Here is a 13,864-nt window from a genome sequence, read left to right on the forward strand (position 1 = left end):
GGGCCACTTTCTTGATTGGGCGGGCCCGTCCGGCCGGACGGGCCCGCGGCGCGCTTAAAGCACGTTTCGCGCGCCTGGGCATCAGGCCGCGGCGGGAACACGCCCCGCCGTGCGGGGATGGTCCGGCGGAGCCGGAGACGACGCCATGATCAGCACCCGCCTGCACGCCGCCATCGACTACACGGTCCCGGCCCTCGTGACGCTGCTCGCGGCGGGCCCGGGCCGCAGCCCCGCCGCCCGGCGCCTGATGCGGGCCGTGTCGGGCTGGAACTACGCCTACTCGCTCTGCACGAGCTACGAGGGCGGACTCGTGCGGGCGATCCCGATGCGCGGGCACCTCGCCCTCGACACGGCCGGCGCCCTCGCCTACCTGGGCAGCGCGGCGCTCGGCGACCGCATGCCCGCCCGCGACCGCCTGCTCCTGGCGGGGATCGGGGCGGCGCAGCTCGCGGTGATCGGGCTCAGCAACCGCGGCGGCGCAAGGTCCACACCAGCCAACCGGCAGTAGAAGAAGCGCGAGGGCCGGTCGCGTCGCGCGCCGGCGACGGGTTCGGGACCGGGCGGAGGAAGCGGCGCCATGGGCGGCAGGACGCAGTTTCGGGTCGGCATCGCGGCGCTCGCCCTGGCGGCGGGTTTGGTCCCGGCGGCGGCCGGATCCTTCGAGTTCGTGCCGGCCCCGCAGGCCGACCTCAACCGCGTCTACCGGGTCGACAAGGTCACGGGCGAGGTGACCTCCTGCCAGTACGGCCTGCAGGAGAACACGATCGGCACCACCCTGTGCTTCGGCCCGGGCGAGGGCGCGGGGCCGCAGGCCCCGTCCGAGTACGGGCTCGTGGCCTCGCGGCACCTGCGCGAGGCGGGCGTGTTCCGGGTCAACCACCGCACCGGCGCCATGAGCATCTGCTACGTCCTCGACGAGGCCGTGGTCTGCACGCCCCAGGCGGCGGCGGGCGCCGAGGCGGCGCCGAGGGGCAACGTGGCGACGGCGCAGCCCGCCCGGCCCTGAGCGGCGCCGGACGGGACTCTTCCCGGGCGGCAGCGCCGCGTGCTAGGGCCAGCGCGCCCGGGCGGCCAGCCCGGGTGAGCCAGCCGAGAGCCGCGCCGATGCCGTCCGCACGCCCCTCCCCCCGTCCCGCCGGAGGCCCGGCGTGAGCGCCGCCCTCAAGCGCGCGGCCGCCGCCAGGGCGCTCGACCTCGTCGCGGACGGGATGCGCCTCGGCCTCGGCACCGGCTCCACCGCGGCCGAATTCGTCGAGCTGCTGGGCGCGCGGGTGCGGGCCGGGCTCTCGGTCGTCGGGGTGCCGACCTCGGAGGCCACGCACCGGGCCGCGCAGGCGGCGGGCATCCCCCTCACCACCCTCGACGAGACCCCCGAACTCGACCTGACCATCGACGGCGCCGACGAGATCGACGGGGCGCGCCGCCTCATCAAGGGCGGCGGCGGCGCGCTGCTGCGCGAGAAGATCGTGGCGGCGGCGAGCCGGCGCATGGTCGTGATCGCGGATGCGGGCAAGCGGGTCGAGACGCTCGGGCGCTTCCCGCTGCCGGTCGAGGTGGTCCCCTTCGGCCTCGCCGCCACGCGGCGCGCCGTGGAGGGCGCCCTCGGCCGCGCCGGCTGCGCGGGCGAGGTCGCGCTGCGCCGGGCCGCGGACGGCGCGCCCTTCGTCACCGACGGCGCCCACCTGATCCTCGACGCGCATCTCGGCCGCATCCCGGATCCCGAGGCCCTGGCCGCCGCGCTCGCGGCCGTCCCCGGCGTGGTCGAGCACGGCCTGTTCCTCGGCCTGTGCAGCGGCGCCATCCTGGCCGCCGATGAGGCGGGCGAGGTGCGCCTCCTGACCCTCGGCACCCTCTGAGCGCCCCCGGGCCCGCGACCTCGCGGCCCGCCCCCGATCCTCCTCCGCGCCGCAATCGCCCCCGAAACCGGCGCGCCTCACATCGGAGCCTCCTCATGCCCCTGCGTCCCGCGCCCGCCCTGGCGGGCCTCCTCGTCGCGCTCCTGGCGACCGCGCCCCTGGCGACCGCACCCGCCGCAGCCCAGAAGGCGGCGCCGGCCGCCCCGCCGCGCCGGCCCCCGCCGCGCCCAATCCGGCGATCTCGCCGAGCCACTTCGCCCTCGCCAAGGAGGTGATGCTGAGTTCCGGCATCGCCCGCTCGTTCGACTCGATCGTCCCGGTCTTCAGCGAGCAGATCAAACAGGCGGCGGTCACCCGGCCCGAACTGACCAAGGATCTCGACGACGTCCTCGCCAAGCTGCAGCCCGAGATGGAGCTGCAGAAGCAGCGGATGATCGACACCGCCTCGCGCATCTACGCCGAGAAGCTGAGCGAGGCGGAGCTGCGCGACATCGCCGCCTTCTTCCGCTCGCCCGCGGGCAAGCGCTACGTCGAGACCCAGCCCCAGGTCCTCGACGACATGGTGCAGGCGATGCAGGCCTGGACGCAGGAAGTCTCCGAATACGTGATGGTCCGGGTGCGCGCCGAGATGGGCAAGCGCGGCCATCAGATGCAGTGATCCCTTGACCGCCGCCCTGACGCGCAACCGGGGCGCCGCCCGGTCCGACATCGCGCAGCGCCTCTCCGGCGCCGGAGCCCTGCTCCTCGTCGCCCTGCCGCCCGCCATGGCGGCCGCGAACCGGTCGAGCCCCCTGGTCGTGGGGGCGGCCGCGCTCGCGCTCCTGGCCGGGGCCCTGCTGGCGGAGGGCGGCCGCGCCGTGGGGGCGCGGCTCGCCGCGCCCCTCGCGACGCCGCTCGGGCGGGTCGCCCTCGCCTTCCTGGCCTGGTCCGCCCTCAGCCTCGCCTGGAGCCCGGTGCCGGCGACCTCGCTGCGCATGGCGGGGGAGTTCGGCCCGACCCTGCTCGCCGCCTACCTGGTCGCGACCCTGGCGCCGCCCCACCTGGCGCCGCTCGCCCGGCCGGCCGCCCTCGTGCTCCTCGCCACCTGCCTCGCCGTCGAGGCGGACCTCGTCAGCGACGTGGCCCTGCGGCGGCTCCTGCACGAGCGGGCCTTCGACTACGTCTACAACCGGCCGCTCGAACTCGCCGTGCTGCTCGCGGTGCCGGTGGCCGCGCTCACCGCCCGGGCCGGGCGCCCGCTCCTGGCGCTCGCGGCCGCGGCCGCCGCGGCGCTCGCCGCGTGGTACTCGGCGAGCGGCGCCTCCGCCCTCGCGGCGCTCGCGGCGGCCGGGGCCTACGCGGCCGCGCGGCTCCTGCCGCGTCGCGCGGTGCTGGCCCTCGCCGGGGCGGGGCTCGCGGGCGCGGTCGCCCTGGCCCCGCTCGAAGGGGACATCCTCGCGGCCCTGTTCCCGCCCAAGCTCCACGCGCGCATGGCGGCGAGCAACACGCGCGAGCGCGTGGTGATCGCCCAGAGCTTCGGGGCGGCGGTGGCGCAGGATCCCTGGCGCGGGGCCGGCTTCGGCACGAGCGCGCGGTTCGACCGGCTCCCCGTGGCGGAGCGCCTCGATCCCGAGATGCGGCCGATGCTGACGGCCGGCCACCCGCACAACAGCTTCCTGCAGGTCTGGGCCGAGCTCGGCCTCGTCGGCGCGGCGCTCGCCGCCGCGGCGCTGCTCCTGACCCTGCGCGCCCTCGCGGCCTGGCCGGACCGGGCCCGCGCGGCGGCGCTCGCGGCTCTCGCAGGGGCGGCCTCGATCGCCTTCGTCGGCCACGGGGCGTGGCAGGGCTGGTGGATCGCCGGGCTCGGCGCCCTCGCGGCGTGGCTGCGCGCGCTCAGCGCCGCGCCGCGGGTCTGACGGTACCCGGCCGCTCCCCGCGGCCGGGCGGCTCTGCTTATATGCCGCTCGGGTCCCGGCAGGGCCGGGCCGGCGTCAGGGAGATCGGCGATGAGCAGCGGGACCGGCGGTGAGGGCTTCGACGTCGACCTCTTCGTGATCGGGGGCGGCTCCGGCGGGGTGCGCGCGGCGCGGATCGCGGCGGGCTACGGGGCCCGGGTGATGCTCGCCGAGGAGTACCGGGTCGGCGGCACCTGCGTCATCCGCGGCTGCGTGCCGAAGAAGCTGATGGTCTACGCGAGCCGCTTCGCGGACGAGTTCGAGGACGCGGCCGGCTTCGGCTGGACCGTCGAGGCGCCGCGCTTCGACTGGGCGACGCTCAAGCGCCATCGGGACGCCGAGGTGACGCGGCTCGAGGGCATCTACGCCACGAACCTGATGCGGGCGGGCGTCGAGGTCGTGGCCGAGCGGGCGGTGATCGAGGGCCCGCACGCGGTGCGGCTGCTGCGGTCCGGCCGCAGCGTGCGCGCCCGGATCATCCTGGTGGCGGTCGGCGCCCACCCGGTGAAGGAGCCGCCGATCCCGGGGGCGGAGCTCGGCATCACCTCGAACGAGATCTTCGAGTTGGAGGAGCAGCCGCGCCGCATCCTGGTGGTCGGCGGCGGCTACATCGCGGTGGAATTCGCGGGCGTCTTCGCGGGGCTCGGCAGCCGCACCACCCTGCTCCATCGGGGCGACAAGCTGCTGCGCGGCTTCGACGACGAGATCCGGCAGGCCCTCGGCGAGGCCTATGCGCGGCGGATGGACCTGCGGCTCAACCGCACCATCGGGCGGCTGGACCGGGAGCCCGACGGGATCCGGGCCTCGCTCGACGACGGGTCGAGCCTGGTGGTCGATCAGGTGCTGGTGGCGACGGGCCGCCGCCCGAACGTGCAGGGTCTCGGCCTGGAGACGGTCGGGATCGGCCTCGACCGGGCGGGCGCGATCCCGGTCGACCGCTTCTCGCAGACCGGGGTGCCGTCGATCTACGCGGTCGGCGACGTGACGAACCGGGCCGCCCTGACGCCGATCGCGATCCGGGAGGGCCACGCCTTCGCCGACACGGTGTTCGGCGGCAAGCCCTGGGCGGTGGACCACGGCCTGATCCCGACCGCCGTCTTCTCCACGCCCGAGATCGGGGTGATCGGCCACAACGAGGACGTGGCGCGCGGCCTCTACGGCGAGGTCGACGTCTACGAGGCGCGGTTCCGGCCGATGAAGGCGACGCTGTCGGGGCGCGAGGAGCGCGTCCTGATGAAGCTGGTGGTGGCGCGGGACGGCGACCGGGTGGTCGGGGTGCACGTGCTCGGCCACGACGCGGGCGAGATCATCCAGGCGGCGGCGATCGCCGTGACGATGGGCGCGACCAAGGCGGATTTCGACCGCACGATCGCGGTCCACCCGACCGCGGGCGAGGAACTCGTCACCCTGCGCACGCCCGCGGCGATCAAGCGGCCGGTGGGAGTGGGGTAGCGGGCGGCGCGACGGGCCGGTCAAGCCCTCGGGCCCCACCGCGACGACCATCGCGGCCTGCGCGCGGCCCCGTCAGGCCGGGTCGAACCGGATCGGCTGCGCGCCCTTGTAGAGCGTCATCCGGCCGAGATCGTAGACGTGCTCGAGGCCGGTCGTGACGGTGAGGAAGTGGTTGCCGGCGAGCTGGCCGACCTTGCTGGCGAAGTGCACGCCGCCATAGGCCAGCAGGATCTCGGTCTCGCTGATCCCGCCCGGATACAGGATCATCTGGCCCGGGGCCGGGTAGCTGGTGTGGTTCTCGTAGCCGACGCCGAAATCGAGGTCGCCGAGCGGCATCCACACGCCCTCGCCGCTCCAGCGGACATGCACGATCTCGCTCACGAAGGGCAGCGCCTTGACGAAGGCCGCGCAGGTGTTGGGCGCTTTCTCCAGTTCGAGCCGGCCGACGAGGTCGTAGGGCCCCGCCTTGATCTTGAGTTCCTGCACGGTTGAGTCTCCTCGGGATGGGGATGATGGTGCGCCGCCTCAGGCCGGGCGGCCGACGGGAGCAGGATCCGAGCCAGCCCGCATCGCCCGGATCTCCTCCGGCGGCGCGATCTCCTCCGGCGTCGCGCAGAGGCGCAGGCGGCGCATCCGGGCGCCGAGGCGCGGCGAGGCGGTCAGCACCGCGAGCGGCACGGCGAGCAGGGGCCCGAGCAGGAGCGGCGCGAGCCAGGGCAGCAGGCCGGGCGCGACGAGGCCGACGGCGAGGCCGAGGCCGGCACCGATCAGCACCACGTCGGCGAGGCCGCGGATGGCGGCGCCGAGCGTCACCCCGGCCGCGTCGCGGCGCTGCCGCCCCCAGACCGGCCGGCGCCCGAGCAGCAGCCGGACCACCACGACGCTGAGCCGCAGCATTGCGATCCCGTAGAGCAGGAAGGAGAACAGCGTCTCCGCCAGGATGCCAGCCAGGAAGGGCAGGAGGCCGCCGTGCCGGGCGGTGTCGCGCCGCGCCAGGACCTCCGCGTAGCCCGCCGCCTTGGGCGCGACCGAGAGGGCGAGCCAGGCGAGGTACAGGGCCGCCGCGAGCCCGGCCGGCGTCTCCCGCGGCAGGTCGAGGAGCCGCCAGGGCAGCAGGAGCAGGACCAGCAGCGTCGCCGGGGCGCCGCAGAACATCAGGATCGCCCAGAGCAGCTGGACGCGGCTCACCGCGAGCAGGCCGGGCAGCCGCAGCAGGCGCACGTATTGCAGGTTGCCCTGGCACCAGCGCGCGTCGCGGGCGAGGTGGTCGAGGAGGGTGGGCGGATTCTCCTCGAAGCTGCCGGTCTCCAGCGGCAGCAGCCGCACCTCGTAGCCCGCCCGCCGCATCAGCACGGCCTCGACCTGATCGTGCGACAGGATCGGCCCGCCGAACCGGCCCGGGCCGAGGACCGGCAGCCGGCAGGCGGCCGCGAAGGGGGCGATGCGCAGGAGGGCGTTGTGGCCCCAGAACGGCCCGCACTCCCCGCTCCACCACGCCATGGCGAGGCTGTAGGGCCGCATGCCGTGGCGCATGCCGAACTGGAACAGGCGCGTGAAGGGGCTCTCGGCGGGCGCCCCGACCACGAGGCCCTGCAGGATCCCGATCCGCGGATGCGCCTGCACGATGCGCACGAGAAGCAGGATGGCCTCGCCGGTCATCAGGCTGTCGGCGTCGAGGGGCAGCATCAGCTCCTCCTCGGCCCGGGCGCAGAAGTCCTGCAGGTTGCCGGCCTTGAAGCCGGCATTCTCGGCCCGGCGCCGGTAGTGCAGCCGCGCCGCCTCCGCGGGCGGCAGCGCGGCGCGCCACGCGGCGAGGCAGGCTTCCTCGCGCGCCGCGATCGCGGGATCGTCGGTGTCGCTGAGGACGTGGAAGCCGAACCAGGCCCCGTGGCCGGTGCGCGCGAGGCTCTCCTGCACGACGCGCAGGCGCGCGAGGGCGCGCTCGGGCTCCTCGTTGCGCAGGGTCATCACCACCGCGGTGCGCAGCCGCGGCGGCTCGGGCCGCTCGCCCGCGGCCGCGAAGGGGGCCGCCGCCGCGAGCCCGGCCGGCCCGGCGCGCAGCAGCCAGAGCCCGATCAGCGCGTGCCAGAAGCCCAGCACCGTCCAGGGCAGCGCCACGAGGCACAGGGCCAGGAGGGCGAGGTCGAGGGCGTCGAGGCCCCCCGCCCCGAGCACCGCGACGAGGCCGGCCGCGAAGCCCGCGCAGGTGACGAGCGCGGCCGCGAGGAGGAGAAGGCGCCGCCGGCGCAGGGTGCCGGAGGCTTGCGGCCCCGCCAGCGTCGTGAGAGGAGCGGAGCCGCCGGGGGGACCCTCGGCCAGGACCGGGGAGTCAGGGTGCCGCATCGGTCGCAATCCGGCGCAGGCGACGAGGGGATCGGACCGGTCTCGGCGCGGGCGCTGTGGTACACCGCGCCCGGTCGGGCGGAGCTGCGACGCCAGACATTGCCCCCTCTCAGCCCCGGCGAGGTCCGGGTTCGCACGGTGTGGACGGCGCTCAGCCGCGGCACCGAGCGCCTCGTCTACGAGGGGCGGGTGCCGGAGCGCGTCCGCGCGCGGATGCGCGCCCCCGCCCAAGAGGGCGATTTCCCGTTTCCGGTCAAGTACGGCTACTGCGCGGTCGGGCGGGTCATGCCGGACGGCCCTGTGGTGTTCGCGCTGCAGCCTCATCAGGAGGCCTTCGCGAGCCGCCCCGAATCCCTGGTGCCGCTGCCGCCGGACCTGCCGCCCCGGCGCGCGCTGCTGGCCGCCAACATGGAGACCGCGCTGAACGGTCTGTGGGATTCGGGGGCGGGGCCGGGCGACCGCGTCGCGGTGGTGGGCGGCGGGCTGGTAGGGCTGCTCGCGGCCCATCTGGCGGCGGGGCTGCCGGGGGCCGAGGTCACGCTGATCGACCGCGACCCGGCGCGCGCCGGCCTCGCGCGGCATCTCGGCCTCCCCTTCCGCCTCCCGGCCGAGGCGCCGGGCGAGGCCGACGTGGTGATCCACGCCAGCGCCGCGGCGGAGGGCCTCGCACTCGCCCTCGACCTCGCGGGCGAGGAGGCCTGCGTGACCGAACTCAGCTGGTACGGCGACGGCGAGGTCGCGGTCCCCCTCGGCGCGGCCTTCCACCCGCGCCGCCTGCGGCTGGTGTCGAGCCAGGTCGGGCAGGTGCCGCCCGCCCGCCGCCCGCGCTGGGACCGCCGCCGCCGCCTGCTGAAAGCCCTCGACCTCCTGCGCGACCCGCGCCTCGACGCGCTGATCACCGAGGAGGTCGCCTTCGAGGCCCTGCCGGCCGCCCTGCCCCGGCTGCTCGCCCGCGACGCCCCGGGCGTCTGCACCGCCATCCGCTACCAACCCGCCGAGATCGCCTGATGTACGCCGTCGAAGTCCGCGACCACGTGATGATCGCCCACAGCTTCCGGGGCGAGCTGTTCGGGCCCGCCCAGGCGCTGCACGGGGCGACCTTCGTGGTCGACGTGGCCTTCTTCCGCGAGGCCCTGAGCCCGGACGGGGTCGTGGTCGATATCGGCCGGGCGGGCGAGACCCTGCGGCGGATCCTGGCGCCGCTCAACTACCGCAACCTCGACGACCTGCCCGCCTTCGCGGGCCGCAACACGACGACCGAGTTCCTGGCCGGCCACATCCACGCCGCCATGGCCGCGGCGGTGCGGGCCGGGGAGGTCGGGCCCGGCGCCGAGGGGGTCGCGCGCCTGCGCGTGACGCTCCACGAATCGCACGTCGCCCGGGCCTGGTTCGAAGGACCGCTCGCGCCGTGAGCGACGCCTTCCTCGCCGTCCCGGGCGACCTCGCCGCGCCGACCGGGGGCTACGCCTATGCGCGCCGCCTGCTCGCGGCGCTCCCGGGCCAGGGGCTGCGCGCGTCGCACCTCGCCCTGCCGGGCGGGTTCCCGATGCCCACGGACGAGGATCTCGCGGCGACGCGGGCGGCCTTCGCCGCCCTGCCGCCCGGCCCTCCCCTGATGGTCGACGGCCTCGCCTACGGGGCGCTTCCCGCCGAGGCGATCCGGGCGGCCGGCGACCGGCCCCTCGTCGCCCTCGTGCACCACCCGCTCTGCCTGGAGGAGGGCCTGTCCGACGAGGCGGCGGCCCGGCTGCGCGCGCGCGAGCGCGCCGCCCTTGGGCTCGCGCACCGCGTGGTCACGACGAGCGGCACGACGCGCGACCTGCTGGTGCGCGACTTCGGGGTGGCGGCGGGGCGAATCACCGTGGCGGAGCCCGGCACCGATCCGGCGCCTCCCAATCCGGTCCGGCCCGGCCCGGCGGTCTCGCTCCTCGCGGTCGGGACCCTGATCCCGCGCAAGGGTTACGCGGTGCTGATCGAGGCGCTGGCGCCCCTGCGCGGTCTCGACTGGACGCTCGCCGTCGCGGGCGCCCTCGACCGCGACCCCGCCTGCGCCGCGGCGGTGCGGGAGGCTGCGGCGGCGGCGGGCCTGGGCGGGAGGGTGCGCTTCCTCGGGGCGGTCGACCCCGTCCGGCTCGACCGGCTCTACGCCGAGGCCGACCTCCTCGTCTCGGCCTCCCTGTTCGAGGGCTACGGGATGGCCCTGGCCGAGGGGCTCGCCCGCGGCCTGCCGATCATCGCCACCACGGGGGGCGCCGCCGCCGCGACCGTGCCGGACGCGGCCGGGCTCAAGGTGCCGCCGGGCGACGCGCCGGCCCTGCGCGAGGCCCTGCGCGGCCTGGTCACCGATCCCGACCGCCGCCGCGCGGCGGCCTGCGCCTCCCGGGCGGCCGGCCTCGCCCTGCCGCGCTGGGAGGACACTGCCGCGCGGGTCGCGTCCTGCTTGAGGGAGGCCGGGAGATGAGCGGGTTCAGCCCCGCATGGCTGGCCCTGCGCGAGCCCGCCGACCACGCCGCCCGGGATCGCGACCTCGCCGCGGCGCTCGGGCGGGCGATGGCGGCGCGCGGCGAGAGCGTGCGCGTCCTCGATCTCGGCTGCGGCACCGGCTCGAACCTGCGCGCGCTCGCGGGGCTGCTGCCGGCCCGCCAGGACTGGCTCCTCGTCGACCACGATCCCGCGCTCCTCGGCGCCGCCCGGGCGGCCCTGATCGCCTTCGCGGACCGGGCGGAGGCGCGGGGCGACGACCTCCTCCTCTCCGTGGCCGGGCGGGCGCTCAGCGTCGCGTTCCGCCGCGCGGACCTCGCGGACGGCCTCGTCCCGCTCCTCGCCCCGGCGGCGCCGCCCGACCTCGTGACCGCGGCCGCCCTGTTCGACCTCGTCTCCGAACCCTGGATCGCGGCGGCTTCGGACGCGGTGGCGCGGGCGGGCGCCCTGTTCTACACCGCGCTCACCTTCGACGGCGCCGAAAGCTGGACCCCGCCCCATCCGGACGACGCGGCGATCCACGCCGCCTTCCTGGCCCATCAGGACCGGGACAAGGGGTTCGGCCCCGCCGCGGGACCGCGGGCGACGCGGGCGCTGGAGGCCGCCTTCCTGGCCCGCGGCTACGCGGTCGCGCAGGCCGAGAGCCCGTGGCGGGTCGGCGCCGGCCCCCTGCGGGACGCGCTCGCCGCCGGCAAGGCGGCGGCGGCGACGGAGACCGGGCTCGTCCCGGCCGAGCGGGTGGCCGCGTGGCGCGCCGCCCGGGCCGGCCGCGCGGGCGAGGCGGTGATCGGACATCGCGACCTGCTGGCCCTGCCGCCCGGGTGAGCAGCGCACGCCGCGCCGAGCCGCCTCAGCGCGGCGCGCGGGCCGCGAAATCCTGCTCGAATTCCTGCAGCTCGGTGGGGTTGAGGTCGGAGACGGCCCAGAAGGTCAGCCCGGCCTGCGACCAGTGCAGCAGGCCGTAGCCCTCCCGCGCGCTGCCGGCGGACCAGCCGCCGCTGCCCGGCCAGACGAACAGGTTGATGACGTGCCCGCGCCGCCGGTAGACCAGGGCCGCCACGACCCGGCCGCCGACATAGTCGAGGCGCCCGCCGACCAGGTCGAAGCCGCGATCCGACAGGTCGACGACCGGCGGCGCGAAGTCGAGCCTGCCGGAGAACCACGGCTTCACGGTGTGCTGGTCGCTGGACGGGACGTCCGTGAGGTGGTTCGCGAGGAGCGAGCGGACATGGCCGGAGACGAGGTCGTCGCGCAGGGCCCCGTTCCGGTCGAGGCCGAGCGGCAGGAATGCGACCGCGAGGCTCGCCGCCAGGGCCAGGGCGGCCGGGGCGAGCAGCCGGCGCAGCGGCCGCGCCGGGGACCGGGCGGCCTCCTCCGCGTCGAGGGCCGCCGCCACGCGCCGCCGCAAGGCCGCCGGGGCGGAATGGCGCACCCCGTCGCGGCGGCGCAGGTCGCGCTCCTCCCGCAATCGCCCGTACGCCGCGCGGCAGGCCGGGCAGGACTCGAGATGCGCCTCCAGCCCGAGCGCGTGGGCGGCGTCGAGCTCCCCGTCGAGGAGCCCGTGGAGCAGCAGCGCGCGGTCGCGGCAGGGATCGGGACGGGGCGCGCTCATGGCGTTTCGTGCTCCTTGGGGACGGGCAGGGATTCCTCCCCGAAGCGGCGGCGCCAGGCGGCGCCGAACAGGGCCCGCGCCCGGGCGAGGCGCGACATCACCGTGCCGACCGGCACGCCCGTCACCGCCGCGACGTCGCGGTAGGACAGATCCTCCAGCTCGCGCAGGACGAGCGTCTCCCGGAACGGCTCCGGCAGGGCCGCCACCAGGGCGCGCACGGCGGCGATCTCGTCGCCCCGGGCGAGGGACGCCTCGGGCGTCTCGGCCTCCCGGTCCCAGGGGTCCTCGGGGCCGCCCTCCTCCGCCGCGCCGGCGGCCGCCCGGGGGCGCGCCGCCGCCCAGCTCCGGGCGCAGTTGCGGACGATGGCGAGGAGCCACGCCCGGGCGTCGCCGCCCCGGAAGCCGTCGAAGCCGCGGAAGGCCCGCAGCATCGCCTCCTGCACGATGTCCTCGGCCGCATCCGCGTCCCGGGCGAGGAAGCGCGCGAGGCTGTAGGCCGCGTCGAGATGCGGCAGCACGGTCGCGTCGAAGAGAGCCCTCGCCCGGATCATCGGCGCTCACCGGGCGGCGAGCGCGGGCCGGGCGGGAGCCGGCACCTCGACGGGGATCCGCGCCGGCAGCGCCGCCAGCCCCATCAGCAGGCCGGCGAAGAGCGCGAGGCCGGCCAGCGGGTCGCGCCAGGAGCAGGCGTGATCCTGCGGATCATAGGGCATCGCGCGACCTCCCGGGCCGGAGCCGGATCCGGGCCCTCATGGCGAGGGCCCTCATGGCGAGAATCCTCATGGCGAGGCCTCCGCGGAGGCCCGGATCTCGATCACGCCCACCATATGCGGATGCAGGGCGCAGAAGTACCGGACTTGCCCCGGGCGCTCGAAGCGGGCCGCGAAGCGCTCGTCCGTGTCGAGGGCGGGCGAGTGGAAGGAGCCATCCTCCGCCGCCACGACGTGGGGGATGTCGTCCGCGTTGGTCCAGGTCACCACGCTGCCGGGCGCCACGACCAGCAGGGCGGGCGAGAACACGAAGTTCTCGATGCGCACGGAGGCGGCGGCCGCCCGGGCGGGGCCGAGGGCCGCGAGGAGCGGGAGCGCCAGGACGGCGCGGCGGGACGGCGCCGGGAGGGAGGTCGGCATCGCGCGCTCCTCAGGCGGTCAGCGGCGCGTCGAGGATGGCGAGCGGGCCCGCCCCCGGCACGAAGGAGACGCTGGCGATGCCGAGGTGGCGGCGCAGCTCGCCCGGCGGCAGCCTCATCGGCCCCGGCGAGGGCGCGGCGCCGGGTGCGGGCTGCGGGAAGGCCGTCGAGCGCGCGGTGTGGAAGGCGACCGTCCCCTCGACCTTTTGCATCACCTGGTGGATGTGCCCGTTCAGCACGGTCACCGAGCCGAAGCGGCGCAGCAGCGCGAGCGCCCGCGCGCCGTCCTCGGTGCCCCAACCCCACTCGGGATAGACGCTCCAGAGCGGGATATGGGCGAAGACCACGATCGGGGTCGAGGAGGACAATCCGGCGAGGTCGGCTTCGAGCCAGGCGAGCTGCTCGGCCCCGAGCGTGCCGAGCCCGCCCGCCCTGAGGTCGACCACGTTGACGAGGCCGACGAAGTGGAGGCCGCCCTGGTCGAAGCTGAACCAGCCGGCACCCCGCGTCCCCCGCCCGTAGCGCGCCAGATAGGCGCGGCCTCGCCCCTCATCGAGGATGTCGTGCTCGCCGGGCACGAAGACGAGCGGCAGGCCGGTCTCGCGCAGGATCTGGTCCGCGTCGTCGAACTCCCCCTCCCGCGACAGGTGGCTGATGTCGCCGGTGTGCAGGATGAAGGCCGGCTTCTCCGGCAGGGCGCGGATCCGCGCCACGGCCTCGCGCAGGGTCAGGCGCGCGTCGGGATTGGCCGCCTTGTCGAAGCCGACATGGCTGTCGCTGATCTGCAGGAAGCGCAGGCCTCCCTCCGGGTCCGCGGCGCGCGCCGCACCGAGGCCGACCGCCCGCGGCAGGCCGCCGCCCGCGCTCCAGAGAAGGCCGGTCCCGGCCCAGGTCATGCACTCCAGGAAGCCGCGCCGGTCGATGCCGTCCGCGTCCCGTCCCGCCTCGCCACGCCCGCCGTTCCGCGCCATGGTGACCTCCTCGCGGGGCATCCTCGCGCCCCACCCGTCCAGACCCGGGCCGGCGCGGATTTATTCCCGGCGCCTCGCGGAAGCTG

15 protein-coding genes and 2 pseudogenes are annotated in these 13,864 nt (G+C 76.5%); 10 read left to right on the forward strand and 7 right to left on the reverse strand.

The annotated features are described in order from the left end of the window. Positions 1-145 precede the first annotated feature (145 nt). The 6 genes and pseudogenes from QA634_RS24000 (at position 146) to gor (ending at position 5,242) form a co-directional block, all read left to right on the forward strand. Entirely contained in the window at positions 146-508 is a 363-nt protein-coding gene (locus QA634_RS24000) for a hypothetical protein (RefSeq protein WP_012334492.1), read from the forward strand. Positions 509-577: 69 nt separating this feature from the next. Further along, positions 578-1,006: a hypothetical protein gene (locus tag QA634_RS24005; RefSeq protein WP_012334493.1), complete on the forward strand. Its 429-nt coding sequence runs from the start codon at positions 578-580 to the stop codon at positions 1,004-1,006. Between the two features lie 202 nt (positions 1,007-1,208). Continuing rightward, positions 1,209-1,856 carry a ribose-5-phosphate isomerase RpiA gene (rpiA, locus tag QA634_RS24010; RefSeq protein ID WP_445928392.1) on the forward strand — a complete coding sequence of 216 codons (648 nt, stop codon included), beginning with the start codon at positions 1,209-1,211 and terminating at the stop codon, positions 1,854-1,856. A gap of 95 nt (positions 1,857-1,951) precedes the next feature. Then, positions 1,952-2,514, forward strand: a pseudogene (locus QA634_RS24015) (DUF2059 domain-containing protein). Positions 2,515-2,518: 4 nt separating this feature from the next. After that, positions 2,519-3,751 (forward strand): O-antigen ligase family protein, encoded by a 1,233-nt coding sequence (locus QA634_RS24020; RefSeq protein WP_012334496.1) that lies wholly within the window; start codon positions 2,519-2,521, stop codon positions 3,749-3,751. A 90-nt stretch (positions 3,752-3,841) separates the two neighbouring features. After that, positions 3,842-5,242 (forward strand): glutathione-disulfide reductase, encoded by a 1,401-nt coding sequence (gene gor / locus QA634_RS24025; protein WP_012334497.1) that lies wholly within the window; start codon positions 3,842-3,844, stop codon positions 5,240-5,242. Between the two features lie 72 nt (positions 5,243-5,314). Here gor and QA634_RS24030 read toward each other — a convergent pair whose 3' ends face one another. Further along, positions 5,315-5,728 carry a DUF3830 family protein gene (locus tag QA634_RS24030; RefSeq protein WP_012334498.1) on the reverse strand — a complete coding sequence of 138 codons (414 nt, stop codon included), beginning with the start codon at positions 5,726-5,728 and terminating at the stop codon, positions 5,315-5,317. A gap of 39 nt (positions 5,729-5,767) precedes the next feature. Then, positions 5,768-7,585: a glucans biosynthesis glucosyltransferase MdoH gene (gene mdoH / locus QA634_RS24035; protein ID WP_012334499.1), complete on the reverse strand. Its 1,818-nt coding sequence runs from the start codon at positions 7,583-7,585 to the stop codon at positions 5,768-5,770. A 138-nt stretch (positions 7,586-7,723) separates the two neighbouring features. On the opposite strand from mdoH, the gene QA634_RS24040 reads away from it, so the two are divergent. Genes QA634_RS24040 through QA634_RS24055 form a run of 4 tightly spaced genes read left to right on the forward strand, consistent with a single transcriptional unit; the run spans position 7,724 to position 10,891 of the window. After that, positions 7,724-8,593 carry an NAD(P)-binding protein gene (locus tag QA634_RS24040; protein WP_012334500.1) on the forward strand — a complete coding sequence of 290 codons (870 nt, stop codon included), beginning with the start codon at positions 7,724-7,726 and terminating at the stop codon, positions 8,591-8,593. Continuing rightward, positions 8,593-8,997: a 6-pyruvoyl trahydropterin synthase family protein gene (locus QA634_RS24045; protein ID WP_012334501.1), complete on the forward strand. Its 405-nt coding sequence runs from the start codon at positions 8,593-8,595 to the stop codon at positions 8,995-8,997. The genes QA634_RS24040 and QA634_RS24045 overlap by 1 nt, the downstream gene beginning before the upstream one ends. Continuing rightward, positions 8,994-10,046, forward strand: a complete 1,053-nt coding sequence (locus tag QA634_RS24050) for a glycosyltransferase family 4 protein (protein ID WP_012334502.1) — start codon at positions 8,994-8,996, stop codon at positions 10,044-10,046. Before QA634_RS24045 ends, QA634_RS24050 begins: the two co-directional genes overlap by 4 nt. Beyond that, positions 10,043-10,891, forward strand: coding sequence for a class I SAM-dependent methyltransferase (locus QA634_RS24055; protein WP_012334503.1), 849 nt, complete (start codon positions 10,043-10,045; stop codon positions 10,889-10,891). The genes QA634_RS24050 and QA634_RS24055 overlap by 4 nt, the downstream gene beginning before the upstream one ends. Before the next feature lie 25 nt (positions 10,892-10,916). On the opposite strand, the gene QA634_RS24060 is transcribed toward QA634_RS24055, so the two are convergent. The 5 genes and pseudogenes from QA634_RS24060 to QA634_RS24080 all read right to left on the reverse strand — a co-directional run bounded on the left by QA634_RS24060 (position 10,917) and on the right by QA634_RS24080 (position 13,778). Next, positions 10,917-11,678: an anti-sigma factor family protein gene (locus QA634_RS24060; protein ID WP_012334504.1), complete on the reverse strand. Its 762-nt coding sequence runs from the start codon at positions 11,676-11,678 to the stop codon at positions 10,917-10,919. Continuing rightward, positions 11,675-12,193, reverse strand: a pseudogene (locus QA634_RS24065) (sigma-70 family RNA polymerase sigma factor); the annotation flags it as partial. The gene QA634_RS24060 and the pseudogene QA634_RS24065, both read right to left, overlap by 4 nt. A gap of 42 nt (positions 12,194-12,235) precedes the next feature. Next, the gene (locus QA634_RS24070; protein WP_012334506.1) at positions 12,236-12,391 is read right to left on the reverse strand and encodes a hypothetical protein; all 156 of its coding nucleotides are present in this window, start codon (positions 12,389-12,391) and stop codon (positions 12,236-12,238) included. A 66-nt stretch (positions 12,392-12,457) separates the two neighbouring features. After that, positions 12,458-12,808 carry a cupredoxin domain-containing protein gene (locus QA634_RS24075; RefSeq protein ID WP_012334507.1) on the reverse strand — a complete coding sequence of 117 codons (351 nt, stop codon included), beginning with the start codon at positions 12,806-12,808 and terminating at the stop codon, positions 12,458-12,460. Positions 12,809-12,818: 10 nt separating this feature from the next. Beyond that, positions 12,819-13,778, reverse strand: coding sequence for a metallophosphoesterase family protein (locus tag QA634_RS24080; RefSeq protein WP_012334508.1), 960 nt, complete (start codon positions 13,776-13,778; stop codon positions 12,819-12,821). Positions 13,779-13,864 lie beyond the last annotated feature (86 nt).

The sequence above is a fragment of the Methylobacterium sp. CB376 genome (assembly GCF_029714205.1).
In the GTDB taxonomy this organism is placed as follows: Bacteria; Pseudomonadota; Alphaproteobacteria; order Rhizobiales; family Beijerinckiaceae; genus Methylobacterium.

What these genes read in the sequence shown, in the direction of transcription:
- QA634_RS24000 (WP_012334492.1), top strand. Translation starts at nt 146, where the DNA reads ATGATCAGCACCCGCCTGCACGCCGCCATCGACTACACGGTCCCGGCC.
- QA634_RS24005 (WP_012334493.1), top strand. Translation starts at nt 578, where the DNA reads ATGGGCGGCAGGACGCAGTTTCGGGTCGGCATCGCGGCGCTCGCCCTG.
- rpiA (WP_445928392.1), top strand. Translation starts at nt 1,209, where the DNA reads ATGCGCCTCGGCCTCGGCACCGGCTCCACCGCGGCCGAATTCGTCGAG.
- gor (WP_012334497.1), top strand. Translation starts at nt 3,842, where the DNA reads ATGAGCAGCGGGACCGGCGGTGAGGGCTTCGACGTCGACCTCTTCGTG.
- mdoH (WP_012334499.1), bottom strand. Translation starts at nt 7,585, where the DNA reads ATGCGGCACCCTGACTCCCCGGTCCTGGCCGAGGGTCCCCCCGGCGGC.
- QA634_RS24045 (WP_012334501.1), top strand. Translation starts at nt 8,593, where the DNA reads ATGTACGCCGTCGAAGTCCGCGACCACGTGATGATCGCCCACAGCTTC.
- QA634_RS24055 (WP_012334503.1), top strand. Translation starts at nt 10,043, where the DNA reads ATGAGCGGGTTCAGCCCCGCATGGCTGGCCCTGCGCGAGCCCGCCGAC.
- QA634_RS24060 (WP_012334504.1), bottom strand. Translation starts at nt 11,678, where the DNA reads ATGAGCGCGCCCCGTCCCGATCCCTGCCGCGACCGCGCGCTGCTGCTC.
- QA634_RS24070 (WP_012334506.1), bottom strand. Translation starts at nt 12,391, where the DNA reads ATGCCCTATGATCCGCAGGATCACGCCTGCTCCTGGCGCGACCCGCTG.
- QA634_RS24075 (WP_012334507.1), bottom strand. Translation starts at nt 12,808, where the DNA reads ATGCCGACCTCCCTCCCGGCGCCGTCCCGCCGCGCCGTCCTGGCGCTC.
- QA634_RS24080 (WP_012334508.1), bottom strand. Translation starts at nt 13,778, where the DNA reads ATGGCGCGGAACGGCGGGCGTGGCGAGGCGGGACGGGACGCGGACGGC.